Here is a 26,120-nt window from a genome sequence, read left to right on the forward strand (position 1 = left end):
CGTAACAAGGTAGCCGTATCGGAAGGTGCGGCTGGATCACCTCCTTTCTAAGGAAGCCCCGCTCGTGGGTGGAAAATAGCGAAGCTATTTTTCATCCTAGCGAACAGATTGCGAAGCAATCGTAAGCTAGGACGCTATCAGCTAAGTGAAATTCACCAATGAGTAGGGCACAGAGAAAACAAAAACCATTGATATACAATTTGGTTCAAAGCCAAATAAAATATGGGGATATAGCTCAGCTGGGAGAGCACCTGCCTTGCACGCAGGGGGTCAAGAGTTCGAATCTCTTTATCTCCACCATGCAAATTCGCAAGCGAATTTGCAAAAAAAGAACCATAAAAACTAAATAGCAAACAATATTTCCAGTCAAGAAAGAAAGGGCGCAAGGTGGATGCCTTGGCACATGAAGGCGAAGAAGGACGTAAGTGAACGAAAACTAGGGTAAGCTCACAAAAAGCACTGACCCCTAGGTCTCCGAATGGGGAAACCCGGCTGTGGAAGACACAGTCATCATTAAGTGAATACATAGCTTAATGAAGCAAGACCCTGTGAACTGAAACATCTAAGTAACAGGAGGAAAAGAAAGAAAACTCGATTTTCCTAGTAGCGGCGAGCGAAAAGAAAAGAGCCTAACTCATTAAGGATCATATTTAATTAGCAGAATCATTTGGGAAGATGAACCAAAGAAAGTGACAGTCTTGTACGCGACAGTTAAATATGGACAGAGGGAAAGTAGCACCGGACACGAGGAATCCGTTGTGAAGACAGGGGGCCCATCCCCTAAGGCTAAATACTAACATGTGACCGATAGTGAACAAGTACCGTGAGGGAAAGGTGAAAAGAACCCCGAAAGGGGAGTGAAATAGAACCTGAAACCTAGCGCCTACAAGCAGACAGAGGGCAACAGCCTGATGTCGTACCTTTTGTAGAATGGGCCAGCGAGTTATTCTAAGCTGCAAGATTAATGATTTAAGATCAGAAGTCGAAGCGAAAGCGAGTCTGAATAGGGCGAAAAGTAGATTAGAATAGACCCGAAACCGGGTGATCTATCCATGACCAGAGTGAAGGTGAAGTAAAATTCACTGGAGGCTCGAACCGGGTACGGTTTAAAACGTATCGGATGAGTTGTGGTTAGGGGTGAAAAGCCAAACGAACTCGGATATAGCTGGTTCTCCTCGAAATAGCTTTAGGGCTAGCCTTTGACGAAAGATTTAAGGAGGTAGAGCACTGAATGGTCTAGGGCGGTTTACCGTACCAAAACCTATCAAACTCCGAATGCCAAAAAATCAAGTCAAGGAGTCAGACTTAGAGGGATAAGCTTCTAAGTCGAAAGGGAAACAGCCCAGACCGACAGCTAAGGTCCCAAAATCTGGATTAAGTGGAAAAGGATGTGATCCTACTAAGACAACCAGGACGTTGGCTTAGAAGCAGCCATGCATTTAAAGAATGCGTAATAGCTCACTGGTCAAGTGGGGTTGCGCCGAAAATGAACGGGGCTCAAATCCAGTACCGAAGCTTCGGATTGATAGAGGAATTAAGTATACAAGTAAGGTATATAACTTGAAAGGAAATATTAAAAGATAACAGAGTTAACAAAAGAGTAGAAAATCAAAACTAACATACGCTCACTAAGAAAAATCAGAAAAGATTCAAAAATCACCCAAAATCCTAAAAAGGATAAACGGTAGGTCAAAAAACCTAAGCGTAAGTCAAACTACAATAAAAATTAACTGGTAACTGTAAATATTAAACGTCAAGTAAAATCTATCTTACAAGCATACTTAATACCTCTATCAGTGGTAGAGGAGCGTTGTATTAGGGAAGAAGCAGAAGCGAAAGCAAAGGTGGACTTAATACAAGTGAGAATGCTGGCATGAGTAGCGAGAAGGAGAGTGAGAATCTCTCCCGTCGAAACCCTAAGGATTCCTGAGCAAGGCTCGTCCCCTCAGGGTAAGTCGGGACCTAAGCCAAGGCCGAAAGGCGTAGGCGATGGACAACAGGTTTAGATTCCTGTACCGCTTAAAGTCGTTAAGAGAGAAGTGATGACGCAAGAGGATAAGCTAAGCTGACAGATGGAAGTCAGTCCAAGCAGTGAGATTAATGTGTAGGCAAATCCGCACATTGTTAAAATCAGGCTGTGATGGGTATCGAAAACATGAGTAGAGAAGTAGCCGATTTCAAATTGCCAAGAAAAGTCACTATCCAGACCAAAGCGCCCGTACCCGAAACCGACACAGGTAGGGAGGTAGAGAATACCAAGACGCGCGGAAGAACCTTTGTTAAGGAACTCGGCAAAATGTCCCCGTAACTTCGGGAGAAGGGGAGCCTGAGCGATCAGGCCACAGAAACCAGGCCCAAGCGACTGTTTACCAAAAACACAAGTTTCTGCAAAATCGTAAGATGAAGTATAGGAGCTGACACCTGCCCGGTGCTGGAAGGTTAAGGCGAAGGCTTAGCGCAAGCGAAGGCTCGAACTTAAGCCCCAGTAAACGGCGGCCGTAACTATAACGGTCCTAAGGTAGCGAAATTCCTTGTCGGGTAAGTTCCGACCCGCACGAAAGGTGTAACGATTTGGGCACTGTCTCAACAAAGGATCCGGTGAAATTGTAGTAGTCGTGAAGATGCGACTTACCCACGCTAGGACGGAAAGACCCCGTGGAGCTTTACTGTAGGCTGATATTGGACTTTGAGATTAGATGTACAGGATAGTTGGGAGACTAAGAACCATGCACGCCAGTGTGTGAGGAGTCACCCTTGGGATACCAACCTTCTAATATTAAAGTTCTAACGATAACCCTTGAATCAGGGTATCGGACATTGTCAGTTGGGCAGTTTGACTGGGGCGGTCGCCTCCTAAAAAGTAACGGAGGCGTTCAAAGGTTCGCTCAGAATGGACGGAAACCATTCGTAGAGTACAAAGGCATAAGCGAGCTTAACTGCAAAACCTACAAGTTGCGCAGAGTAGAAATACGGACTTAGTGATCCGGTGGTACCGCATGGAAGGGCCATCGCTCAACGGATAAAAGCTACCCCGGGGATAACAGGCTTATCTCCCCCAAGAGTCCACATCGACGGGGAGGTTTGGCACCTCGATGTCGGCTCGTCTCATCCTGGGGCTGAAGTAGGTCCCAAGGGTTGGGCTGTTCGCCCATTAAAGAGGCACGCGAGCTGGGTTCAGAACGTCGTGAGACAGTTCGGTCCCTATCCAGCGTGGGCGTAAGAAATTTGAGAGGATCTGTCCCTAGTACGAGAGGACCGGGATGGACATACCAATGGTCTACCAGTTGTTCCGCCAGGAGCATAGCTGGGTAGCTACGTATGGAATCGATAAGTACTGAAAGCATCTAAGTACGAAACAGACCTCAAGATAAGATTTCTCAGAGTACGTAAAGAAAATACGTTTGATAGGTCCAAGGTGTAAGTGCAGTAATGTATTAAGCTAATGGATACTAATACTTTATATCTTGACTGGAAATATTGTTTGCTATGAACAAGCCTGTCCGGCTCGTGGAGGACTCTCCATGAAATGGTCGCAGCGAAGCGAGAAAACAAAGCTTGTTTAAAAAGTTTAAAGGTTCAAAAAAATATGGTGATGATTGCATGAGAGATACACCTGTTCCCATACCGAACACAGAAGTTAAGCCTCATAACGCCGATGGTACTGCCTGGGCAACTGGGTGGTAGAGTAGGAAGTCGCCAAACAAAGATAGACTCAGAAATGAGTCTTTTTTTGTTACATAAAAATAAAAAGAAATTATATTAAACAATCCTCAAACTATGATAGTAGAGACTGTCCAACTGGATTAAAGATAGGAAGTCGCCAAACAAAGATAGGCTCGTAGCAATACGAGTCTTTTTTGTACATAAAAAATAAATAGAAATTAAGTTACAACAAGTCTCAAACTATGATAGTAGAGACTGAGCAACTGGATTATAGAAAGAAAGTTGCCAAACAAAAGTAAGGCTCAAATATGAGTCTTTTTTTATGCATAAAATATAATGTAATTAAAAATATAACAATCCTCAAACTATGATAGTAGAGCCTGGGCAACTGGGTGTACGAAAATCGCTTCTAAAGAAGCTCTCCGTGCTACCGCACTATTTTTCGGGGTAAAAATGCCAAATCAAGGCATATTTACCAGAGTAGGAAGTCGCCAAACAAAAAGCAAGCCCGTTCGGCTCATGGAGACAAGCCCGTCCGGCTCGTGTCTATGCCTAACCCCATTTGTGAAGCAAATGGTTGGTAGGCTTGATGCGTAGAAGAGGACCCTCCATGTGAAGCCCTAACTCCATTTCTGAAAGAAATGGGAAGTAGGCCTGGTGCAGAGGCAGAATGGTCGAGCGAAGCGAGAAATCTAGGCCGTCGCCTTTTAGAGACCCCGTCCGGCTCCTGGAGGAAACTCAGAAATGAGTCTTTTTTTGTTATATAAAAATAAAAATAAATCATATTAAACAATCATCAAATTATGATAGTAGAGGCTGACGACCTTTATGAAGGATAGGAATTTACCAAACTAACAAAGATCTACGATAATAGGTCTTTTTTATCATAAAACATTAGTTTTTTAGCTTTATATTTTCACAAAGCCAATTTTTCTCAATAAAATTTTTGAAATTTATGTTTAGAAATAAAAAGCCGGGGTATATTATTAATAACAAGATAGATAAACTATCCTGGCTCCTCCGGTACAGGTAGTTTAAGAAAATTGAATATGATGATTTATAATATTTTGATCTGAGACTTACTAGTAGAGAAGTTTTATATATGTGCCCTTACAGTAGTGATATATGAGTAAAGAAGAGTATGTTGAGTAAGATTTCATAGAAAAAGTGGTGGAAGATAAGTGTAAAAGTAGAGCCATCTGACATTTTTCTATTTTATATAGATAGGATTAGATAAAAAGTGTAAATCGAATTGTTGTTTGTTGGTAAATATTAGAAGACATGGTACAAATAAATTTCGTTAAATCAAGAATTATAGGAAGGATGATAAAGAGTGATTGAACCTAAATCAGAATCCTGTACTGGAGGAGTAAAATAATCGACTTTGGAGTGTAAAGAAATTTCAAGGTCGATTTTTTTGTGTCCATTTTTCTTAATTTTCTCCAGGACATCTATGGGTATTTTAATGGTTTAATTTTATTTCGTTTGGATTTATAGTTTTTTAAGATTGACTTGAGGGAAAAAAGAAATGCTTTTTTATTAATCTTCTTAGCTTGATTGAGGCGGTTTATTTATCAAAAATTTATACCGCTTGTGTTAGAATAGATGAGTAGGAGGTTTTATGAAGAAAACTATTAACAAATATCACTTTTTACTAATCGGTATACTTGCAATAGCTGGTGTGATTTTCTTAGGTAAGTATTCTTTTAGCCAAGCTAATGGATACGAGCTTGATCTTATTTTAGATAAAAGTCAGCTAGGAAAAACTGCTAGCAAGAGGCAGCTTGCCTATTGGAGGATGGATGATAAGAATATGGGGCCTTGGGATACTATGCGTTTAGCTAAAGATTCTGATAAAATGACAATAGAAGAGCTAAACAAAAAAATGGGCAAGGAAGCTAAATATTCTGAAAAGTCTAAATTAAATTTAGATGGAAAGGAATATGATGAAATTAGTGATGAAATCTTTGCAAAAAATAAGGAAAAGGTCAAGGATGTGATTAAGATTAAAAATCTAGAGGAAGGAGCCTATCTTATTAAGGAAACTGACGACTCTTTTAAAGCTAGCAAGGCTAAGGATAAGCTTACAACTAGGATTGAGTATGTGGGTAAGGAATCTGTGTTAGATGGAGTCCTAGAATTGGAAGCTGATTAGAAAATTTGATAAACTTATTTTTCATGACGTCAACTAAGCTGTTTGAATAAGAGCTTGTTGGCGTTTTTCTTTTTATATTTCTAATTAAAAAAAATTTAAAAGACTATTGCAAATGATTTGCACTAGGTGTATGATAATAATTATCGCAAACCACTTGCATATAGGAGGATATATGAAAAAGAATTTTAAAAATTTATTTGTTATATTTCTCCTTGCCCTAGTTTGTATGACTTCTTGTGGCAAGGAAGAGAAAAATATTGAAAATACAGCTACTGAAGAGAAAAGTGCTGAAGGAAAAAAGACTATTTATGCTAGCTTCTTCCCTGTGGCTGAGTTTGTAAAGATGATTGCAGGGGATAAGTTTGAAGTAAAAACTATTATTCAGACTAATGAGGAGCCTCATTCTTTTGAGCTTACTAGCCAAGCTATGAAGAACCTTGATGGGGCTGATCTTATTGCTTATAATGGTGCCGGAATGGAATCTTTTATTGATGATTTGAAGGGAAATTTTAAGGATGATGACAAGTTTTTGGACCTTTCTGCAGGCCTTAACTTGCTTGATTCATCTAAGGAAGGATCTGATATGACTTCTATCAATCCTCACACCTGGCTTTCTATAAAAAATGCCAAGGTCATGGTGGATAATATTTATAGGAAGTTATCAGCAATGGATCCTGATAATGAAGCCTATTATAAGGAGAATCTTGATAAGGCCCTTGCCAAGTTTGATGACCTTGATAAGAAGTTTGAAGATGAGCTATCAAAGGTTAAATCTCAAGATAAATATTTTGTGGTTTCCCATGCGGCTTTCAATTATCTGGCTGATGATTATGGCCTTAAACAAGTGGCTGTCACTGGTATTTCTCCAGAAGAAGAGCCATCAGCCAAGGACCTTAAGACCATTGCTGACTTTGTGAAGGAGAAAAATATCAAGACAATCTTTTTTGAGGGCAAGGCTACTCCTAAGGTTGCTGAAACATTAGCAAAAAATACGGGCACAAAGACATCTACCCTCTACACCATGGAAAATCTTGACGATGATATGGTAGGAAAGGGCTATGTGGGTCTTATGGAAGAAAATCTTAAGGCCTTGGTAGAATCTTTCAATGAATAAGACAATTTTAAGGGTAAAGGATCTTAGCTTTGCCTATGACAAGGACCTAATTCTTGACGATATCAATTTTGAAGTCAAAGAGGGAGATTTCTTAGCCCTTGTTGGGGCAAATGGTGTTGGAAAATCGACTCTCCTCAAGCTAATCTTAGGGGAGTTAAAGGCTAAAGAAGGCCATATAGAAATATTTTCTGATGATATAAGAAAGGATAATCACTACAGGGACCTAGCTTATATTTCTCAAAATGCCGTTGCTTCCTATAGAAATTTCCCAACAACAATTGAAGAAGCCATCAAAATCCACATTTCCTACCTAAAAAAGAATATTAAGCCTAAAGATTTGATGGAAAAGTTAGGTCTTTGGGACCATAGAAAAAAGGCTCTAAGCGACTTATCAGGTGGCCAAATTCAAAGATTTGCCATAAGCCTTGCCCTTATAAAGGATGCAAGCCTAATCCTTTTAGACGAGCCTACAACAGGCATTGATGAAGACTTTGCTAATGAATTTTTTAAGGATCTCATAGGCCTTAAGGAAAGTGATAAGACAATTTTGATAATCACCCACCAGCTAGATATGGCAGGGGCCTATGTAGATTATGCCCTTAGGATTAAGAAGGGGAAAATAGCGAGAATAAGCAAAGATGAGCTTAGTTTGTGAGGAAGTATGCCAGATATATTAGAATATGAATTTATGCAAAGGGCCTTTATTGTTGGTGGACTCTTGGCCCTGATTTTACCTTGCATGGGCCAATTGGTCCTACTTAAGAGATTGTCTATGATTGGGGATACCCTATCCCACTCATCCCTTGCAGGTCTAACCATTGGCCTTGCCTTTGGCTTTAGTCCAATCCTTGCGGCAATTATTTCCTGTCTTGTGGCGGGCCTATCCATAGAGCTTATTAGAAATAAATTAAAGGCCTACCAGGAAATATCCACGGTAATTATCCTTGCGGCATCAATTGGCCTAGCAGGAATATTTTCATCAATGGTCAAAAATACCAACGCTATCTCTTCCTACCTATTTGGGTCTATAGTAACTATCTCAGACCAGGAATTTTATTTGGTAATAGGTGTGGCAATATTTGTTCTATTAGCCTATATAAGCTTGTACAAAAGCCTTTATCTTACGATTTTTGACCCTCAAGCGGCTAGGATTATGGGTATTAATGTCAGACTAATAAATATATTTATAACCTTTTTAACAGCCATAGCAGTATCAATTTCAGCTAAGACAATAGGGTCCTTGATAGTATCATCAATCCTAGTTATACCAAGCATTTGTGCAATGCAATATACTAAGACCTATAAGGCGACCTTATTATTATCAATAGGATTTTCAATAATTTTTGTATTTTCAGGACTAATAATATCCTATTATCTAGATTTAAAACCAGGCTCTGTCATAGTATTGATATCTGTAGTATGGCTAATAATAAGTCTTTTTATAAAGAAAAAATAAAGGAGAAACAATGAAAAATAAGAAAAAACTAGGAAGGGCAGTCCTACTTGCTTGCCTATTTGCGACAAGCCTTAGCGCCTGCTCCCTATTTAATAATAACAAAGAAGCAAAAACACTTGTAAAACAGCCAGTAAAGACAAGTCAAAAATCAAAATACGTGGCCAAGAAATCAACCATCAAAAAGGATAAGACAACAGAAGTCCTAGTAGATGCTGAAATCAAAAAAGAAGACATAGTAAAGGTCGTAAAACACGGAGACCACTGGCATGTTTTCACCAAAGATGGTAGGGAAAAGATAACCTACACCGACCCAAGCCAGATGCAAAATACTAGCAACTTTGAAATGGTAAGCGTAGTAGGCAAGGGCCAGCTAAAAAATAAAAACGTAGTAGCAATCAAAAAACACGGAGACCACTACCACGTCTACTTAGCAGATGGGACAGAATACCTAACCTACGAAGACCCATCATCCCTATTTCCAAACATAAAAATAGGAACCTATGTAGGCAGCCACGGCTCACAAAAATCCAATAAGACCAAGGCAGAAAAAGTAGCTGAAAATAAAAAAGTAAAAGAAAAACTAGAAAAAGATGATGAAAGAGTAATAAAAATCCTAAAACACGGCGACCATTATCATATCTACACATCAAAGGGCAACGAATTTGTGACCTACGAAGACCCAAGAAGTCTCTATCCAAACGCATCTTACGGCATCTATGAGGGTAGCCATGGCGATAGAAAAGAAATGATAGGTAAAATCCTTAAAGAAGAAAAAGAAAGACAAGCGAAGAAAAAATCAGCCGGCATAGAAGATACAAAAGAAAACTCTGACAAACTAGTAGGAGCTGATAAGCTCGTAAAAGTAGAAGAAAATAAGAAAAAGCACAATGTAGTAAAAATCCTAAAACACGGCGATCACTACCATATCTATACAGCAGATGGAGGAGAATATATAAGCTATAGCGACCCATCAAGTCTTTACCCAGATGTGCCTATAGGAACATATGTAGGCAGCCATGGCAATGAAAAAGAAAATAAAGGCAAAGACAATAGCGAAAGTCAATCTACATCAAAAGTTGAAAAACAAGGCGAAAATAAAGGTCAAAGCCAGGAAAAAGAAATAGACCAAAAGCAGGGTGAAAAAGAAAAGGAAAATAAAAGCAAAGATCCAAAGATAGATTCAGAAGAAGAAAGAAAAGCGAGAATAGAAAAATTAAAAATCGTCAATATTCTTGGCAAAGATAAGGTCAATCGTTACGATATAGTTAAAATCTTAAAACATGAGGATCACTACCATATTTATGACTCAGAAGGTAGGGAAGGTATAACCTACGAAAATCCTCAAAATATCTATCCAAAGGCAAACTTCGGACAATATGAAGGAAGCCACACAGATAATGATAAAAATAAAGAAGATAAGAACAAAGAAAAAAATAAAGACAAGAACAAAGATAAAGACAAAGATAAAATCACCTGGCCTGAAGGTATCACAAAAATAATAGACCATGGCGACCATTGGCACCTCTACAAGGGCGATCAGGAAGTAGGAGTGGTAGCAGAAAATCCAAAGAGCCACTATCCAAACGTAGAATATATAGATGAGTCAAAAGACTATTCACACGTAGAAGTAAACAAGGGTGACCTTTTTAGCTATGATAGCATAGAAGGAAAAAAAGTTGAAGGAATAGAAAAAATATTTGACAAAAGATTCAACGAAATGAAAAGCTTTGGAAAAATAACAGATGGTAAACCAGCTTATGGTCCAGGCGGCACATATAAGGGCGGAGAAGTATTCTATTGGCTTCACGGAGACCACTATCATTATCTAAGTATAAAAGACCTAGTAAAGATGGAAAAAGCCGGAGAACTAGGAGATTTCACAGCCAAAGACATAGTAGCAACCCTAAAATACAAGATGGAAAATCCAGACGTAGAAATAGGCAAAGACTATGACGACGAAAAATCAGAAATCCTAAGAGATAAGATAATTCAAATGCTCAAAAAACAATATCCAGATGCAGATGTAAGCAACATAGAATTAAACTTCTACATCTATGGATCAAGCGATTTAACCTTCCATATCAGTGATTTTGAAGAAAAAGATGGCAAGTTAGTATATAAAAAAGGTAAGCTTCCAGAAATGAAAAAAGAAGAAAAACCTTCTGAAGAAGAAAAAGAATCTGACAAGACTCCTGAAAATAAAGAAGAAAAGGAAACCAAGCCTCAAGTAGAAAAGAAAGAGATTGATCCAGAGGAGAAAAAGGAAAACTTAGAAAAAGCCCAAGATGGTTATGAAAGTAGAGAAGAAGCAGAAAAGGCAGCTAAAAAAGCCTTAGAAAGCGACTTCGCAAAAGACTCTTATGATCTTTTCCAAGGTCCAAATGGCAGATGGTTCTATAATTTAATAGTAAGCTAAAAGTAAAAAAGCACTTAGGCCCAAGAGCTTAGGTGCTTTTTGCTTTAGCAAGAATTCATAATAAACAGTATAGTCATGATAATAAATTTGAAAGGGAATCTCATGGATATAAATTTTAAGAAGCAAATAATGAATGATTTTTCAATAAGTTCTGATGATTTTAAGGATAAAAATAATATTTTTACGGTAAATAAGGAAGATGAAAGTTTTCTTTTCTATAACAAGGCTCCTTTTTCTGCGCTTTGCACAGGAGGAAAGGTCTTTATGAGATCAGACAATCACGAATTAATAAACAAATTAAAGAAAAATTTCAAAGAATATCCAGGAGCTTGGTTTGCCGAAATAGCTAATATTAGGATTTTAGATAAAATTTTAGGAGAATTTGGTATAGAAATTGACAACTTCTTCCCCTTGATGAGCTTTTCTGACAGGAAGATCTTGGTAAAAGACTTTGCATTTACAAGGATAGAGAGAAATGATATAGAAAATTTCAAAGGCAAAACCAAAATGGCCTTTGCTTTTGATGAGGATGATAGGATAGGCCTCAGTTTTTATGATGGCAAAAATCTCATAGCCCTTGCTGGAGCCTCAGTTTCTGGCAAATACCTTTGGGATATAGGTCTAGAGAAATTTTCTAAAGAACCTAAATACCAGGGCCTAGCTGCATCTATCTTAAGGAGCCTATCCTTGATAATTAGACAAGAAAATCCAAGTATAAGCCCAATCACCGCAACACAATTTTCCCACACCAAGTCCATCAATACCGCCATAAGGGCGGGATACGAGATGAATCTTTGTATTACTGGCAAGCAAAAGTAGACCTGTATTTACTGAAATTTGCCGTTGACAAAATCTTTGAAAGAGGTAATTTATAATAGTAATAAATGTTATTTTATTTTTGGAATATAGCCAAGTTGGTAAGGCACCAGATTCTGACTCTGGAGAGCGTAGGTTCGAGTCCTACTATTCCAGCCAAAATTTAATGGAAACGAGAATTCGCTTCTTCGAAGCTTATCGGTGCTCCCGCACCTAATTCTCGGGATAAGTTTTGCCTTAGCGGCCGAGAGCGCCCCAAATAGCATCGCATAAGACTTTCCTCAGTTCGCTATAGCTCACTGGGATAAGTCTATAGCTCTGCATAAGATTTTCCATGACTCATCTTCGATTCGTCAGGACAAATCTATAAAGGGGCTTTTATCGTAGCCAAGTTGGTAAGGCACAAGACAAGCCCGTCCGGCTCAAGGAGGACCCTCCATGGAATGGTCGAGCGAAGCGAGAAGCCCGTACGTCTCGTAGAGGACTTCTGACTCTGGAGAGCACAGGTTCGAGTCCTGTCATTCCAGCCACTTAGATTTCTCTTTTTAGAGAAGTCTTTTTTTAATTGTATACTTTTATAGATTAATTTTATCTGGTTCAAAAAAATAATAAAGCGCCGCACTTGACAAAATCGTTTTCTTAAAATACACTATAAGCAAACAAAAACAAACATAAATAAACGAAGAGGAGATAAAATGACTAAAAAAGCATTTTTGGGAGTAGATGGCGGAGGAACAAAGACAGCATTTATCCTAGAGAGGGATGGGAATGAGTTTTACCACAAGGAAGGAACCATCCATTTAAGTCAGGTATCTAGAGATGAATTTAAGAAAAGAATTAAAAATGCTCTTGATATATTGACCAAAGAAGCTAACATAAGCAAAGAAGATATAGCCTACACCTTTGTATCTGTTCCAGGCTATGGCCAATATCCTGATGATGAGGCCTTCATAGACGAAAGCTTAAGAGAACTTCTAGGATCGGATAATTTTAAGGTAGGTAACGACTGTCTAAATGCATGGGCAGGATCCCTAAATGCCAAACCAGGCATCAACCTAATCTTAGGTACAGGATCAATAGGTTTTGGTCTAGATGACAAGGGAGAAAGCATGAGATGTGGCGGTTGGGGCCCACTCATAGGAGATGAGTCAAGTGGTTACTATATCGGGAAGAGATTAGTCAATTATTTTACCAAACAAAGTGACGGTAGAATCCCCAAAAGCCTACTCTATGATGAAATAAAAAAAGAATTAAATATAGATGATGATTTTGAAATAATCCCTTTAACAGATGGCATGACAAGAGATGAGCTAGCAGGAATTGGTAAGATATTTTCAAAACTAATAGAAAATGATGATAAGTGTGCTCTAGAACTATTAGATAAGATAGCCTATGAAGCTGCCCTTACAATTAACACCCTAGGTGAAAAGCTCAGTTTTGATGGGGGAATATTAGCATCATACTCTGGAGGAGTCTTTAATCTTGGAAATGTATTGACAGATTCTATAGAAAAATACCTAGATGAAAATATTAAATTAGTAGCACCATACGCAGATCCGACCAAGGGGGCATTAATATTATCTAAGAAGTATTGGGAAGAAAATAAATAAAAAAATAAGTTAAGACTTTTTTTGTAATTTAAAAATTATAGAAAGAGTCTTTTTATTTGTTTAAGAAGAGATTTATATGGTATATTTTATCGATATTAAAATAATAAAAATAAAAACAAACATAAAACCTAATAAAATTTAAAAGTAACTAAAAGATAGGAATTATAAGTAAACTCCTAGTCTTAGTTAATATCAAGGCCTAAGAGATTTTTCTAAAATAATACCGGATTAAAAAATAAACATAGAAGATAATTATACATATTTTTATGCAAGCCTCTAATTATAGGCAAAAGCTAAAATAAAAAATATTAAAAAATTTTAAGAAAACGCTTGACAAAGAAATCAATTTCCTGTATACTGAAATCGAACAAAAACAAAAAAAAGAAAACACTATCAAACAAAAATTTCAAACTCATCAAATTTGAAACTGACATTGAAATCATTTTAGATTATCATGCGGAAATATAAAAAGGAGGTAGTATGAAGGTATTTCTAGCATCCGATATGGATGGAAAAGGGCTAAAGGATGCTTTAGTCGAAGAAGTAAAGAGACTGGGCTATGACTATGAAGACCTAACTCAAGAAGGGTTCGACCTAGTAGATAGCTCAGAGGCAGTATGTAAGAAACTCCTAGAAGTAGATGGGATGCTTACATCAGGCTCAGATGACCAATCGGTAGGAGTGGTGATCGACAAGTATGGGGCAGGCTCCTACATGGCTTGTTCAAAGCATAAGGGAATGATAGCAGCAGAAGTAAGTGAAGAAAGATCAGCCCTAATGACAAAAAGACACAACGGAGCAAGAATCCTAGTCATGGGATCAGCCATAGTAGGCGAAGAACTAGCAAAATCATGTTTAAGATCATTCTTATCACACGGCTATGACGGAGGTCGTCATCAAATAAGAATAGACATGTTAAACAAAATGCTTTAAGGAGGTCTAAAATGAAAATAGCATTAGGATGCGATCATATAGTAACAAGCTTAAAGATGCAAGTATCAGATCATCTCAAAAGTTTAGGCCACGAGGTTTATGATGTTGGCTGCTACGACAACACCAGAACCCACTACCCAATCTACGGCAAAAAGGTCGGAGAACTAGTAGGAAGTGGTAAATGCGACCTAGGAGTCGTCCTTTGTGGAACAGGAGTAGGCATCACAACTGCAGTAAACAAGGCATTCGGCACCAGATGTGCCCTAGTAAGAGATGTAGAAACAGCAAGAGCCGCAAAAAGAGAACTAAATGCCAACGTAATAGGCTTTGGCGGAATGATAGTCGGCAAGGACCTAGCTTTAGAAATAGTAGATGGATTCTTAAATACAGAATATGAAGCAAGTCCAGAAAGAGAAAAAATAATCGAAAAAATCATGGCTATCGAAGAAAATTACAAAGAAGATAAGGAAAAACAAGTAGCAAACGATGGGTTCTTTACAGAATTCATAGAAAAATGGGACAGAGGCGAATATCACGATTAATTAGGGGGATAAAAAATGACAAGCGAAAAAAACTTAAGTAGGCAAGATATTGGTATGATAGGCTTTGAAATAGTTGCCTATGCTGGAGATGCGAGAAGCTCACTACTTGAAGCAATTAAATGTGCTAAAAAAGGTGAATTTGAAAAAATTGACGGTCTTGTGAGAGATGCTCAAGAAAACCTAAATATTGCCCACGCTAAGCAAACAGAAATGCTTGCCCTAGATGCACAAGGTAAGGAACTTGAGATTGGATTTATCATGATTCACGCTCAAGATCACCTAATGACTACTATGCTTCTTAAGGATATTGTTTACGATATTTGTGAAATTTATAAAAAATAAAAGAGGTAAAAAATGAATAAATTAGTAGAAAGAATAGAAAAGTTTAAACCTTTCTTTGAAAAATTATCAAGAAATATTTATCTAAGATCAATTAGGGATGGCTTTATAGCTGGTATGCCAGTGGTACTATTTTCATCTATCTTCATCCTTATAGCCTTCGTACCAAATGCTTTTGGTATAGTTTGGTCAGATAAGACTGTAGAAATGCTTATGAAACCATACAATTACTCAATGGGAATCTTAGGATTTTTAGTAGCAGGTACAACAGCCAAGTCTTTTACAGACATGGTAAATAGGACTATGGATAAGAGAAAACAAATCAACTTCATGTCTACTATGCTTGCGGCTATGATTGGATTTTTGATTCTTTCAGCAGACCCTGCTGAAGAAGGTGGATTCCTAAGCGGATTTATGGGAACTAAGGGCCTTATTACAGCCTTTATAGCAGCCTTCACAACAGTTAACATATACAAGGTATGTATGAGAAATGATGTGACAATCAAAATGCCAAAGGAAGTACCTCCAAATATTTCTAGGGTATTTACAGATTTAATACCATTTTCTCTAGCAGTTGTAATCTTATATATAGTAGATATCCTTGTAAGAAATTTCACAGGAAACAGCGTTGCTGAGTCAATAAGTTTAGGACTTGCTCCACTTTTCCAAGCAGCAGATGGATATCTTGGTCTAACCTTAATTTTTGGTGCCTATGCCTTCTTCTGGTTTATAGGTATCCACGGTCCATCAATTGTAGAACCAGCTATAGCAGCTATTTTATATTCAAATGCAGACTTAAACCTAAGCTTAATGCAAGCAGGTCAACACGCAGATAAGGTAATCACAGCTGGTACACAGATGTTTATCGTAACCCTAGGTGGTACAGGTGCAACCCTTGTAGTACCATTTATGTTTATGCTTTTAGCAAAATCAAAGAGAAATAAGGTAGTAGGAAGAGTGTCAGTAGTGCCAACCTTCTTTGGTGTAAATGAGCCAATCCTATTTGGTGCTCCATTAGTATTAAACCCAATTTTCTTTGTACCATTTATCCTAGCTCCAATTGTTAACGTATGGATCTTTAAGTTCTTTGTTGACACACTTGGCATGAACAGCTTTACAGCTAACCTACCTTGGACAACACCAGCACCTCTTGGCATGCTTTTAGGACTTAACTTCCAAGTTAAGGCAATCATCCTAATCTTTGTCCTACTTATAGTAGACACAATTATCTATTACCCATTCTTTAGGGTATATGACGAGCAAATCCTAGAAGAAGAAAAATCAGGCAAGGCTGATGGATCTAGCGAATTACAAGAGAAAGTAAGGGCTAATTTCAACACAGAAAAAGCTGACAAAATCTTAGAAGAAAACATAAAAGAAGAAAAAACACAAAGAGCAACTGCTAAGTCAAAAGCTAATGCCCAAGAAATTAACGTCCTTGTTTTATGTGCAGGCGGCGGTACAAGCGGACTATTAGCAAACGCCTTAAATGAAGCGGCAGAAGAGTACGGAGAAAATATATCAGCTGTAGCAGATTCCTACGGAGCTCACAGGGATATTCTAAAAGACTTTGACCTAGTAGTTTTAGCTCCACAAGTTGCTTCAAACTATGAAGATATGAAAAAAGAAACAGACCCACTAGGAATCAAGCTTGTCAAGACTCAAGGAGCTCAATACATCGGACTTTCTAGAGACGGCAAGGCTTCACTTGATTTTGTAAAAGAAAGTATGAGATAATGAGAAAATTACCTAATGACTTTATATTTGGAGGAGCTACAGCGGCCTACCAATGTGAAGGAGCAACCAAAACTGATGGCAAGGGACCAGTAGCTTGGGATAAATACCTAGAAGAAAACTACTGGTATACAGCAGAACCAGCCAGTGATTTTTATCACAAATATCCAGTAGACCTCAAACTTGCAGAGGAATTTGGGGTAAATGGAATAAGAATTTCTATAGCTTGGTCTAGAATATTTCCGCAAGGCTATGGGGAAGTCAACCAAAAAGGCGTTGACTTCTACCATAGAGTTTTTGCAGAATGCCATAAAAGAGGGGTTGAGCCTTTCGTAACCCTTCACCACTTTGATACTCCAGAAGCCCTTCATTCAAAGGGGGACTTCCTAAATAGAGAAAATATCGACCACTTTGTAGATTATGCCAAATTCTGCTTTGAAGAATTTAAGGAAGTAAATTACTGGACAACCTTCAACGAGATAGGGCCAATAGGAGATGGACAATATCTAGTAGGCAAATTCCCACCAGGGATTAAATATGACCTTGCTAAAGTTTTCCAATCTCATCACAATATGATGTTAGCCCATGCAAAAGCTATACTTGCCTATAAGGAAAAGGGCTATGATGGGGAAATAGGTATAGTTCACGCCCTACCAACCAAGTATCCTTTCGACCCAACAGATGAAAGGGATGTAAGGGCGGCAGAGCTAGAAGATATTATCCACAACAAATTCATCCTAGATGCAACTTATTTAGGTGATTATTCTAAAGAGACAATGGAAGGGGTTAACCATATACTAGATGTAAATGGTGGAAGCCTTGACATTAGGGATGAAGATATTAAAATATTAACAAAAGCCAAAGACCTAAACGATTTTTTGGGCATCAACTATTACATGAGCGATTGGATGGCTCACTTTGATGGAGAAACTCAAATTACTCACAATGGTAAGGGTGATAAGGGCGGCTCTGTTTATCAAATCAAGGGAGTCGGCCAAAGAAGGTTTGATGTAGATGTACCAAGAACAGATTGGGACTGGATGATATATCCAAAGGGTCTTTATGATCAAATAATGAGGGTAAAAAGATATTATCCAAATTACAAAAAGATTTATATCACAGAAAATGGTCTAGGCTACAAGGACGAATTTGTAGATAATACAGTATATGACGATGCTAGGATTGACTATATCAAAAAGCACTTTGAAGCAATTTGCGATGCCATAGATGATGGTGCGATTGTCAAGGGATATTTCTTATGGTCACTTATGGATGTATTTTCATGGTCAAATGGCTATGAAAAGAGATATGGTCTATTCTATGTAGACTTTGACAGCCAAGAAAGATATCCAAAGAAATCAGCCTATTGGTATAAGGATCTAGCAGAAACAAAGGAGCTTAAGTAATCTCTTGACATAAGCTTCTAGAATGGAAAAGCGAATGTTAAAAGAAGAAAGACAAAAGATAATTCTAGATAAGTTAAATGAAAATGATATTATCCAGGTTTCTCAGATGACTGACCTTTTGGATGTTACAGATATGACTATTAGGCGTGATCTTAAGGAGCTTGAGGATAAAAAGCTTCTTGTGAGGATTCATGGGGGAGCTAGCAAGATTGAAAAGGCTCGTCCTAGGGGATTTTCTAATGAGGAGAAACTTCTTAAGAACAAAGACCTTAAGATAGAGATTGCCAGGAAAATTAGCGACCTTTTGATGGAAGATCAGAATATTTTCCTAGGTGCAGGCTCAACTATAGAATATGTGAGCGAATTTTTGGGCGATAAGAAGCTAAATGTTTTTACCAACTCCCTTTATCTTTTTAATAAATTAGTCTTTCTTGACAATATTAATATTAAGCTAATTGGAGGAGAATTTAGGAAGGTTACGGGTGCTTTTGTGGGCGCCCTTAGTCTTGAACTTGTCACAAAGATGAGGTTTAACCAGGCCTTTATAGGTGTAAATGGGATAAATAAGGGCAAGGCCTATACCTATAGCCCAGAAGAAGGAATTTTGCAAAAGATGATTCTTGACAATTCCTTTGAAAGCTTCCTTGTGGCAGATTCCTCTAAGCTTGGCTATGAGGACTTGTATCATTTTTATAATATTGAAGATGCAAAATTTATTACAGATCATGAAATAAGTCCAAAACAGGTCCTAGAAATTGAGAAATATACAGAGATAATAAAGTAATTCCATAAAGGAGAATAGATGATTTTAACAATCACAGCAAACCCTTCTGTGGACATGTCCTACCAGTTAGAAACATTTAATATAGATGGTGTGACAAGGACTGATAGGGTAATAAAGCATGCTGGTGGCAAGGGAATCCACGTAGGCTATGTTCTAGGTGAATTAGGAGATGAAGTTGTTCATTCTGGCTTTGTAGGCGGTAAGCTTGGAGAATTTATCGAAGAGGGCCTAAAGGAAAGAGGCCATGAGGCTAGATTCGTAAAAATCAAGGAGCCAACAAGAAATTGCCTAGCCATCCTTCACGAAGGCAAGCAAGCGGAAATCCTTGAAGCAGGCCCAACTATAAGCCAGGCTGAAAGGGAAGAATTTATAAAAAAGCTTGATGAAATAAGTGCAGGCTGCAAGGTGATTTCCATGTCAGGATCCCTTCCAAAAGGACTTGATTCAAGCTTTTATGAAGAGATAATTGCCTATGCAAAGAACAAGGGGATTTTTGTGGCAGTAGATACATCAGGACAAACTCTAAAAGATTTAGTAAATGCAAAAATCAAGCCAGACCTAATAAAGCCAAATGAAACAGAAGTGGCAGATTTACTTGGTGAGGAAATTACCAAGGATAATATCAAAGAAGCTCTTAAAAAAGCTCCTCTTGCAGATATTGACTATGTCATAGTATCCTTAGGAAAGGATGGGGCAGTCGTAAAGGCAGGAGATAAGATATTTAAGGCAAGTGTGCCAGAAGTTACTGCCATAAATCCAGTAGGAAGTGGGGACTCATCCCTTGCAGGGGCAATTTATGCCATAGACAAGGATAAAAGCCCAGAAGAAGTCATCAAAACATCGATGACATGCGGCCTTTTAAATGTCTTAACAGAAGAAATAGCCCACATAGAAATAGAAAAATTCGACGAATATTACGAGCAAATCAAAGTGGAGGAAATATAAGAAATGAAAATTTCACAAGAAAAATTAGCGAATCTAAAAAAATTATTAAATGAAGATGGAGCTATCGCAGCCCTAGCCATTGACCAAAGAGGATCAATGGAAAAAATGATGGAAGCAGCAAACCCTAGTCTAAACAACGTAGAAGGAATAGGTGCCTATAAGGAATTAGTATCAAAAGAGCTTACACCTTTTGCATCATCAATCCTTCTAGACCCAATCTATGGCCAAAAGGGAATCAAGGCCAAGGATGCAAATGCAGGACTCATCCTATCCTACGAGCAAACAGGCTATGATGAATACGATGAGGGCAGACTTCCAAGATTAATAGACTTCATGAGCGTATTAAGAGCTAAAGAAATGGGAGCAAATGCAATAAAAACCCTCCTATACTACGATTGTGATGACGAAGAAAAGACAAACGACATCAAAAAAGCTTGGGTAGAAAGGGTTGGTTACGAATGTGAAGGTCTAGGCCTACCACACTTCTTAGAAATAATCACCTATGATAGAAATATGGATTCAGAAAAAGGTGCTGAATATGCAAAGGTAAGACCACACAAGGTAAATAGCGCCATGAAAGAATTCTCAGACCCAAGATACAAGGTAGACGTATTAAAGGTAGAAACTCCAACAAACATGAACTTTGTAGAAGGTCTAGGCAAGGAAGAAGCCGTATACAGCAGAGAAGAAGCCATCAAACACTTCAAAGACCAAGCTGAATCAACAGACCTACCATTCATCTTCCTATCAGGCGGAATCACAGCAGAACTTTTCCAAGAAACCCTAAGACTAGCCAAAGAAGCAGGATCAAACTTCAACGGAGTCCTATGTGGTAGAGCTACATGGAAAGACTCAGTAGCAATCTTTGGTAAAGAGGAAAAAGAAGCCAAAGAATGGTTAGAAACAAAAGGAAAAGAAAACATCCAAACCCTAAATCAAGTACTAAAAGAAACAGCTCACAGCGTATTTGAAAAAATCGAAGAATAAAATATTAGAAGCTCTGATTAAGTCGGAGCTTTTATTTTATGCAAATTTTGGGTATTCTTATAAAAAGATAAAAAGGAGAAAGAAATGCTAAATAGCCTAGAAGATATCCTAAGAGACCTATCCAAAGCCCTGTTTTTACTAGCAGTCCCAGTCAATATAATCTACTTTGCCCTGGTAAAAATTAACAGTAAATTAGAAGGAAAACTAGGAGATAAAAATGAATAGGACTAAAATATTATACGGAATATTATCTCTAGCTTGGGGAGCTATGCTCATAGTAGGCATAGTGAGGGTCAAGAGATTGTTAAAAGCAATTAATGAGAAAATAGATAAGCTTTAATAAATAGTTTAAATTTAAGGAAATATTATGGAAGAAATAATCGAAAAACTAAGAAAAGATCCTAGAAATAAAGCATATACAGAAAGAGGCATGGGTTCCATTTTTCAATTAAATAAGGATTCAAAATTCCTAATAATAGGCCAAGCACCAGGCAAAAAGGTCGAGGAAAGCGGGATTTTATTTGCAGATAAGAGCGGAGAAAACCTAGTAGATTGGCTAGGCATAAGCATGGAAGACCTTCATAGCAAAGATTATTCAATAATACCGATGGATTTTTATTATCCAGGCAAGGCAAAATCAGACGATAAGCCACCTAGGAAATTCATAGCAGAGGAATACCATCCTCTAGTTTTAAGTCAATTAGATAATGTAAGGCTGACAATCCTTATAGGGTCCTATGCCCAAAAATACTATCTTGGAAAAAAATTTAAGAAAAATTTCACAGAAACAGTAAGAAACTATAAGGCCTATTTACCAAAATATTTTCCCCTAGTTCATCCAAGCCCACTAAATAATAGGTGGATGGCAAAAAATCCATTTTTTAAAGAGGAAGTTTTGCCAAAATAAAAGAAATTATTCGAGAGATATGTCAAGTCCATAATATTGTGTAAATTTTACTAGTATAATATTTACTATTTCATTCTAATATACAATTTAGAAGATGTGATCCAATCCTCATTGATATCAATGAGGATTGGTCTCCTAAAGCCGACGGGCTAGTTATTAATCTAATCGCTGAATCTTCGTCAGGAAATGTCCTAACTACTTTTTCACGTCTTCTAACTTCTTGGTTTAATCTTTCTGAGCAATTTGTTGATCTAAGTCTGCTATGGATTACATCATTAGCTAAATATGCAAAGGCATCTTCAAATCCTTCATCTAAGGTATTTAAAGAGTTGTAAAATTTCTTTTCATTTTCATATTTTAAGAATATTTCATCTTTCATTTTTCTTGCTAAGTCTATATCTTGTATTTTAAAAAGTGTCTTGACATCAGTTCTAAATTCTTCAGTGTTTTTCTTTGGTAATTTCGATAGGATATTTCTTAGAGAATGAACCTGACATCTTTGCCATATTACAATTACGAATGTTTCTTTTATTGCTTTTGCTAGGCCTTTGTGGGCATCTGATATTATCATTTTAATTCCAGCTAGTCCTCTAGCTTTTAAATATTCAAAGAAGTTTGACCATGAGTATTCACTTTCGCTAGCACTTAGGTCTAAGCCTATGATTTCTCTATTTCCTTTTTCAGTTATTCCTATTGCAATATGACATGCTTTTGATACTACTCGATTGTTTTCCCTTACTTTTATGTATGCTACATCTACAATTATATAGGGATATTTTATCGTACTTAGATCACTATTTCTCAATAGCTTTACTTATTCGTCAAGCTATTTAGTTAGTGATGATACAAAGGATTTAGAATATGTTTTACTACACATATTTTCTATTACCTTGGATACTTTTCTTACTTGTACTCCCTGTACATACATTTCTAGCGTTGTTGCAAGTAGTGCTTTTTCATTTCTTTGATAGGATGTATTTTCTAAGTATTCATCTCTTTCTTTTTCCATAAGCTCGTTAAATATTTTGATTAGAATAGTTCTTGCCATATCATTTTTAAATTTAGCATTGATTAAATTTTGAATATCTTCTATGTTTAATGTAAAATGCAATCGGGTCATTTGTCCCTCCTAGTTATTTTTGGGGTTAAAAACATTGTACTAGTTTAGGTTTCAAATGACCTTTTATTTTTACACAATTATACGGACTCTATCAAAACTTTGCTCCTTTTTATATAAGACTATCTTTCTATAAATATAAATTATCATGTATAATTATCGACTAAAAGCATTTGTATTATTTCCTAAATATTATATATATTTTCAAAACTATGTATGTAGGAAAATTTATCCTATAGAATTAAGAATTTATAAAGGCTGCTAATTATTAGGATGGTACATTTCTTTTCACACTTAGGAAAACATTTGGACTTGTTGTAAATCTATTTATATTGTACTATTTAATTGAAAGGAGGGTTAATATAAATAAGAGAAGATATGAAATTTTATGTATTTTATTAAATGAGAATGATTTTGTACCTTTAGAGCATTTGAAAAAAATATTTAAAGTAAGTCTTAGAACTATAAATGAAGATGTAAAGATAATAAATAATTATCTTCTAAAGTATTCTGGCATTAGCATTAATGTTAGAGATAGTGAAACAAAGTTAGAAGATAAGAAATCGGTTAAAAGCTTTTTATCTGGATTAAACTTTTACGACTACACTCTCAACAAAACTGAAAGGCTAAATGTAGAGACCCTAATTTTGCTTATATCAAAAGAGTATGTAACCAAAAAAGAATTGGCCGACATTATGTTTGCATCTCGATCCACTGTAACTTCCGATATTGATGGCTTAGTAACTTTTATCAAGAAAAAGAACATGTCACTAGTTACAAAGCCAGGAAAAGGATTGTTTATTGACGGGTCACACAGGAATAAAAGAGAAGCTCTAATAGATTTTGTTTATGACAATTGTTATTTGATAAATATGTTCATAAACTCTGTAAATAATTTAAATGAAAATATAGCTTTTAAAATCGAAGAAAATAAAAAAACTATATTTAATATTATTGGAGAATCTGAATATAGGAATAGTGTTATATTCTCTGAAAAGTCTTTTGAAATCTTATCAAACTATTTATTGGTCTTATCATTAAGTACCGATTACGATCATGAAAGTATAGATGAATCTGACTTCATATCAGATAATTTAGATAAAAATATAGCATATAGCTTATACAAACAGCTGATTGAACATTTTGAACATCATTACGATATAGATGAATGTATATATCTTTCTAAACTAATATCAAACCTCCAGTTCAGATTAGTAGGTGCAAATGATGATGATTCAATCAGTATAAATTTTATAACTAGAGAATTAATTGATTCATTATCACGAGAATTATCAATTCCTTTATTCTTAGACTACAAATTATTTGAAAGTCTTTCACTACATATAGAAAGAATGAAACTATATAAAATAGAAGATATCGTTAACTATCCCGAACTTAAACTAATTGCTAAAGAGAATAAAGATTTATTTAAAAAAATTAAAAAGCATTCCGAAGTATTATCTAGTTACTTTAACAGAGAAATATACGATATTGAGATATCATATATTGTTATATACGTTTACGCATCACTCGAAAGAATGATTGATAGAGCATGCAGAAGGTTGAAATCAATAGTTGTATGCAATTCAGGTATAGGTACTAGTCAGTTATTAAATCATAAATTGGAAGAATTGTTTAAGTTTAAAATAGTAGGAAGCACAACAAGCCATCAATTAAGAAATATGGATTTAGATGATATTGATATCATAATCACAACGGTTGATCTATACAACATTAATAAAGAGTATATAAAAGTATCTCCTTTAATAAATGCATATGATTATAAGAAAATATCTGATTATATATATGAAAAATCTAGGTCTATGATTAAAAATTACGATTTAGATTTTACTGAAAATAAATCAAAGAAACAAAATAACGAAAAGAAAGATTTATTTTTAGAAAAAATGAATTCAGAAGAAGGTAATAGTTTGGAAGACTTTCTTGTTGAGGATAATATCGTGTTGGATATTGAAGTATCTGATTGGAAAGAATCGATAAAAATGGCTTCAGAAGTTTTATTAGATAAAAAGTTTATTAGTGAAGAGTATGTAAGTGAAATGATTGAAAATATAGAAGAATTTGGACCATATGTAGTAGTTAGTGAAAATTTTGCTTTGCCGCATGGAAAAATTTCTTCTAAAGTTAATAAGACTAGTATGTCCTTAGCTAGATTAAGGAATCCTGTTAACTTTGGTTCTCCGGTTTTTGATCCGATTAAGTTTGTTTGCATTCTTGCAGTGGATGAAAATAAAGACCACTTAAAGGCTTTGTTTGAGTTAATTAATTTATTAAAAATAGATGGATTTAAAAGAGCTTTAGAATTGGCTAGAACAAGCGAAGAAGTCAGGAATCAAATAATAAAATATAATAGAATTTTTAATTAGTAAAAATGGATTTAAGTAAACAATGTAATAAATAAAATAAGAAAGGAGGTAATTATGGAAAGTCAAATTGAAGTAAGAGAAGATTTAATATTTATTGATTTAGATTGCAATAGCAGGGAAGAATTAATCAAATATATGTCTGATCAAATGATGAATGCTGGAAAAGTAAAAGAAACTTATTGTAATGCTGTGCTTGAAAGAGAATTGATATACCCAACTGGTTTGAATACAGGAGATATTAAAGTCGCAATTCCTCATACAGATCCAGTTCATGTCAATTCAGCAGGAATTTCAGTTGCAACACTAAAAAAGAGTGTGGAATTTAAAAATATGGAAGATCCTAATCAAAATATTGATGTAGATCTAGTATTTATGTTAGCGGTAGCAAACCCTGAAGCTCAAGTACCTTTGCTTGTTAAATTGATGGGTGTATTTAGTGATAAAGAACTATTGAAAAAAATAAAAGATTCAAAAACAAAACAAGAAATTAAACAAATTCTTGAAAAATTAATAAAGGAGTAAAAAATGAAAAAAATTGTAGTAGCATGTGGTTCAGGAGTAGCAACAAGTCAAACAGTAGCTTCTAAAATTAATCATATGTTAGAAGATGATGGAATCAGAGCAACTGTAGAAGCTGTAGATATAAAATCACTTGAAAATATTATAGATAGTGTTGATGTATATGTATCAATCATGCCAGGCGGAAAAACTTATGAAAATGTACCAAAGATTAATGGGATAGCTTTCTTAACTGGTATGGGTATGGATGAAGAATATGAAAAATTAAAAGGATATATTAATAGCTAGGA

General features: G+C 36.2%; 21 protein-coding genes, 2 tRNA genes, 2 rRNA genes and 1 pseudogene. 25 read left to right on the forward strand and 1 reads right to left on the reverse strand.

Annotated elements, in window-relative coordinates:
• The first annotated feature begins 224 nt into the window (after positions 1–224).
• From RRB46_RS04715 to RRB46_RS04820, 22 genes are all read left to right on the forward strand, one after another.
• Positions 225–300, forward strand: a tRNA-Ala gene (locus tag RRB46_RS04715).
• A 64-nt stretch (positions 301–364) separates the two neighbouring features.
• Positions 365–3,472 (forward strand): 23S ribosomal RNA (locus RRB46_RS04720).
• Positions 3,473–3,585: 113 nt separating this feature from the next.
• Positions 3,586–3,702, forward strand: a 5S ribosomal RNA gene (gene rrf / locus RRB46_RS04725).
• Positions 3,703–5,284: 1,582 nt separating this feature from the next.
• Positions 5,285–5,818 carry a hypothetical protein gene (locus tag RRB46_RS04730; protein ID WP_311537704.1) on the forward strand — a complete coding sequence of 178 codons (534 nt, stop codon included), beginning with the start codon at positions 5,285–5,287 and terminating at the stop codon, positions 5,816–5,818.
• Between the two features lie 172 nt (positions 5,819–5,990).
• The gene (locus RRB46_RS04735; RefSeq protein ID WP_297688903.1) at positions 5,991–6,932 is read left to right on the forward strand and encodes a metal ABC transporter substrate-binding protein; all 942 of its coding nucleotides are present in this window, start codon (positions 5,991–5,993) and stop codon (positions 6,930–6,932) included.
• Positions 6,925–7,587, forward strand: a complete 663-nt coding sequence (locus tag RRB46_RS04740) for a metal ABC transporter ATP-binding protein (protein WP_297688904.1) — start codon at positions 6,925–6,927, stop codon at positions 7,585–7,587. Before RRB46_RS04735 ends, RRB46_RS04740 begins: the two co-directional genes overlap by 8 nt.
• 6 nt (positions 7,588–7,593) lie before the next feature.
• Complete coding sequence (locus tag RRB46_RS04745; RefSeq protein WP_297688906.1) at positions 7,594–8,388, forward strand: metal ABC transporter permease; 795 nt, start codon at positions 7,594–7,596, stop codon at positions 8,386–8,388.
• A gap of 10 nt (positions 8,389–8,398) precedes the next feature.
• A complete protein-coding gene (locus tag RRB46_RS04750; RefSeq protein ID WP_311537705.1) occupies positions 8,399–10,804 on the forward strand; it encodes a DUF5633 domain-containing protein in 2,406 nt (801 codons plus the stop codon).
• A 102-nt stretch (positions 10,805–10,906) separates the two neighbouring features.
• Positions 10,907–11,623, forward strand: coding sequence for a hypothetical protein (locus tag RRB46_RS04755; protein ID WP_311537706.1), 717 nt, complete (start codon positions 10,907–10,909; stop codon positions 11,621–11,623).
• 80 nt (positions 11,624–11,703) lie between these two features.
• Positions 11,704–11,779: transfer RNA gene (locus RRB46_RS04760), tRNA-Gln, on the forward strand.
• A gap of 536 nt (positions 11,780–12,315) precedes the next feature.
• A complete protein-coding gene (locus tag RRB46_RS04765; RefSeq protein ID WP_311537707.1) occupies positions 12,316–13,230 on the forward strand; it encodes a BadF/BadG/BcrA/BcrD ATPase family protein in 915 nt (304 codons plus the stop codon).
• A gap of 480 nt (positions 13,231–13,710) precedes the next feature.
• Complete coding sequence (locus tag RRB46_RS04770) at positions 13,711–14,163, forward strand: RpiB/LacA/LacB family sugar-phosphate isomerase (protein ID WP_265238633.1); 453 nt, start codon at positions 13,711–13,713, stop codon at positions 14,161–14,163.
• An 11-nt stretch (positions 14,164–14,174) separates the two neighbouring features.
• Positions 14,175–14,705 (forward strand): galactose-6-phosphate isomerase subunit LacB, encoded by a 531-nt coding sequence (gene lacB / locus RRB46_RS04775; protein WP_311537708.1) that lies wholly within the window; start codon positions 14,175–14,177, stop codon positions 14,703–14,705.
• A 15-nt stretch (positions 14,706–14,720) separates the two neighbouring features.
• Positions 14,721–15,047 (forward strand): PTS lactose/cellobiose transporter subunit IIA, encoded by a 327-nt coding sequence (locus RRB46_RS04780; RefSeq protein ID WP_311537709.1) that lies wholly within the window; start codon positions 14,721–14,723, stop codon positions 15,045–15,047.
• A gap of 12 nt (positions 15,048–15,059) precedes the next feature.
• A complete protein-coding gene (locus tag RRB46_RS04785; protein ID WP_311537710.1) occupies positions 15,060–16,781 on the forward strand; it encodes a lactose-specific PTS transporter subunit EIIC in 1,722 nt (573 codons plus the stop codon).
• Complete coding sequence (lacG, locus tag RRB46_RS04790) at positions 16,781–18,184, forward strand: 6-phospho-beta-galactosidase (protein ID WP_311537711.1); 1,404 nt, start codon at positions 16,781–16,783, stop codon at positions 18,182–18,184. The genes RRB46_RS04785 and lacG overlap by 1 nt, the downstream gene beginning before the upstream one ends.
• Before the next feature lie 34 nt (positions 18,185–18,218).
• The gene (locus RRB46_RS04795; protein ID WP_311537712.1) at positions 18,219–18,968 is read left to right on the forward strand and encodes a DeoR/GlpR family DNA-binding transcription regulator; all 750 of its coding nucleotides are present in this window, start codon (positions 18,219–18,221) and stop codon (positions 18,966–18,968) included.
• A gap of 18 nt (positions 18,969–18,986) precedes the next feature.
• On the forward strand, positions 18,987–19,913 hold the full coding sequence (locus RRB46_RS04800) for a hexose kinase (protein WP_311537713.1): 927 nt from the start codon (positions 18,987–18,989) through the stop codon (positions 19,911–19,913).
• A gap of 3 nt (positions 19,914–19,916) precedes the next feature.
• On the forward strand, positions 19,917–20,900 hold the full coding sequence (locus RRB46_RS04805) for a tagatose 1,6-diphosphate aldolase (RefSeq protein ID WP_297688922.1): 984 nt from the start codon (positions 19,917–19,919) through the stop codon (positions 20,898–20,900).
• Positions 20,901–20,984: 84 nt separating this feature from the next.
• A complete protein-coding gene (locus tag RRB46_RS04810) occupies positions 20,985–21,125 on the forward strand; it encodes a hypothetical protein (protein WP_297688924.1) in 141 nt (46 codons plus the stop codon).
• Positions 21,118–21,240 carry a hypothetical protein gene (locus RRB46_RS04815; RefSeq protein ID WP_297688925.1) on the forward strand — a complete coding sequence of 41 codons (123 nt, stop codon included), beginning with the start codon at positions 21,118–21,120 and terminating at the stop codon, positions 21,238–21,240. Before RRB46_RS04810 ends, RRB46_RS04815 begins: the two co-directional genes overlap by 8 nt.
• 27 nt (positions 21,241–21,267) lie before the next feature.
• The gene (locus RRB46_RS04820; RefSeq protein WP_297688927.1) at positions 21,268–21,807 is read left to right on the forward strand and encodes a uracil-DNA glycosylase family protein; all 540 of its coding nucleotides are present in this window, start codon (positions 21,268–21,270) and stop codon (positions 21,805–21,807) included.
• Between the two features lie 65 nt (positions 21,808–21,872).
• On the opposite strand, the pseudogene RRB46_RS04825 reads toward RRB46_RS04820, so the two are convergent.
• Positions 21,873–22,927, reverse strand: a pseudogene (locus RRB46_RS04825) (IS256 family transposase).
• A gap of 329 nt (positions 22,928–23,256) precedes the next feature.
• Between RRB46_RS04825 and RRB46_RS04830 the strand changes: the two are divergent.
• The 3 genes from RRB46_RS04830 to RRB46_RS04840 are packed head-to-tail and all read left to right on the forward strand — an operon-like array spanning position 23,257 to position 26,118.
• The gene (locus RRB46_RS04830; protein ID WP_297688928.1) at positions 23,257–25,311 is read left to right on the forward strand and encodes a transcription antiterminator; all 2,055 of its coding nucleotides are present in this window, start codon (positions 23,257–23,259) and stop codon (positions 25,309–25,311) included.
• Between the two features lie 54 nt (positions 25,312–25,365).
• Positions 25,366–25,833: a PTS sugar transporter subunit IIA gene (locus RRB46_RS04835; protein ID WP_106461192.1), complete on the forward strand. Its 468-nt coding sequence runs from the start codon at positions 25,366–25,368 to the stop codon at positions 25,831–25,833.
• A 3-nt stretch (positions 25,834–25,836) separates the two neighbouring features.
• On the forward strand, positions 25,837–26,118 hold the full coding sequence (locus tag RRB46_RS04840) for a PTS sugar transporter subunit IIB (protein ID WP_297688931.1): 282 nt from the start codon (positions 25,837–25,839) through the stop codon (positions 26,116–26,118).
• Positions 26,119–26,120: the final 2 nt, after the last annotated feature.

The organism is uncultured Anaerococcus sp., assembly GCF_963512375.1.
GTDB lineage: Bacteria > Bacillota > Clostridia > Tissierellales > Peptoniphilaceae > Anaerococcus.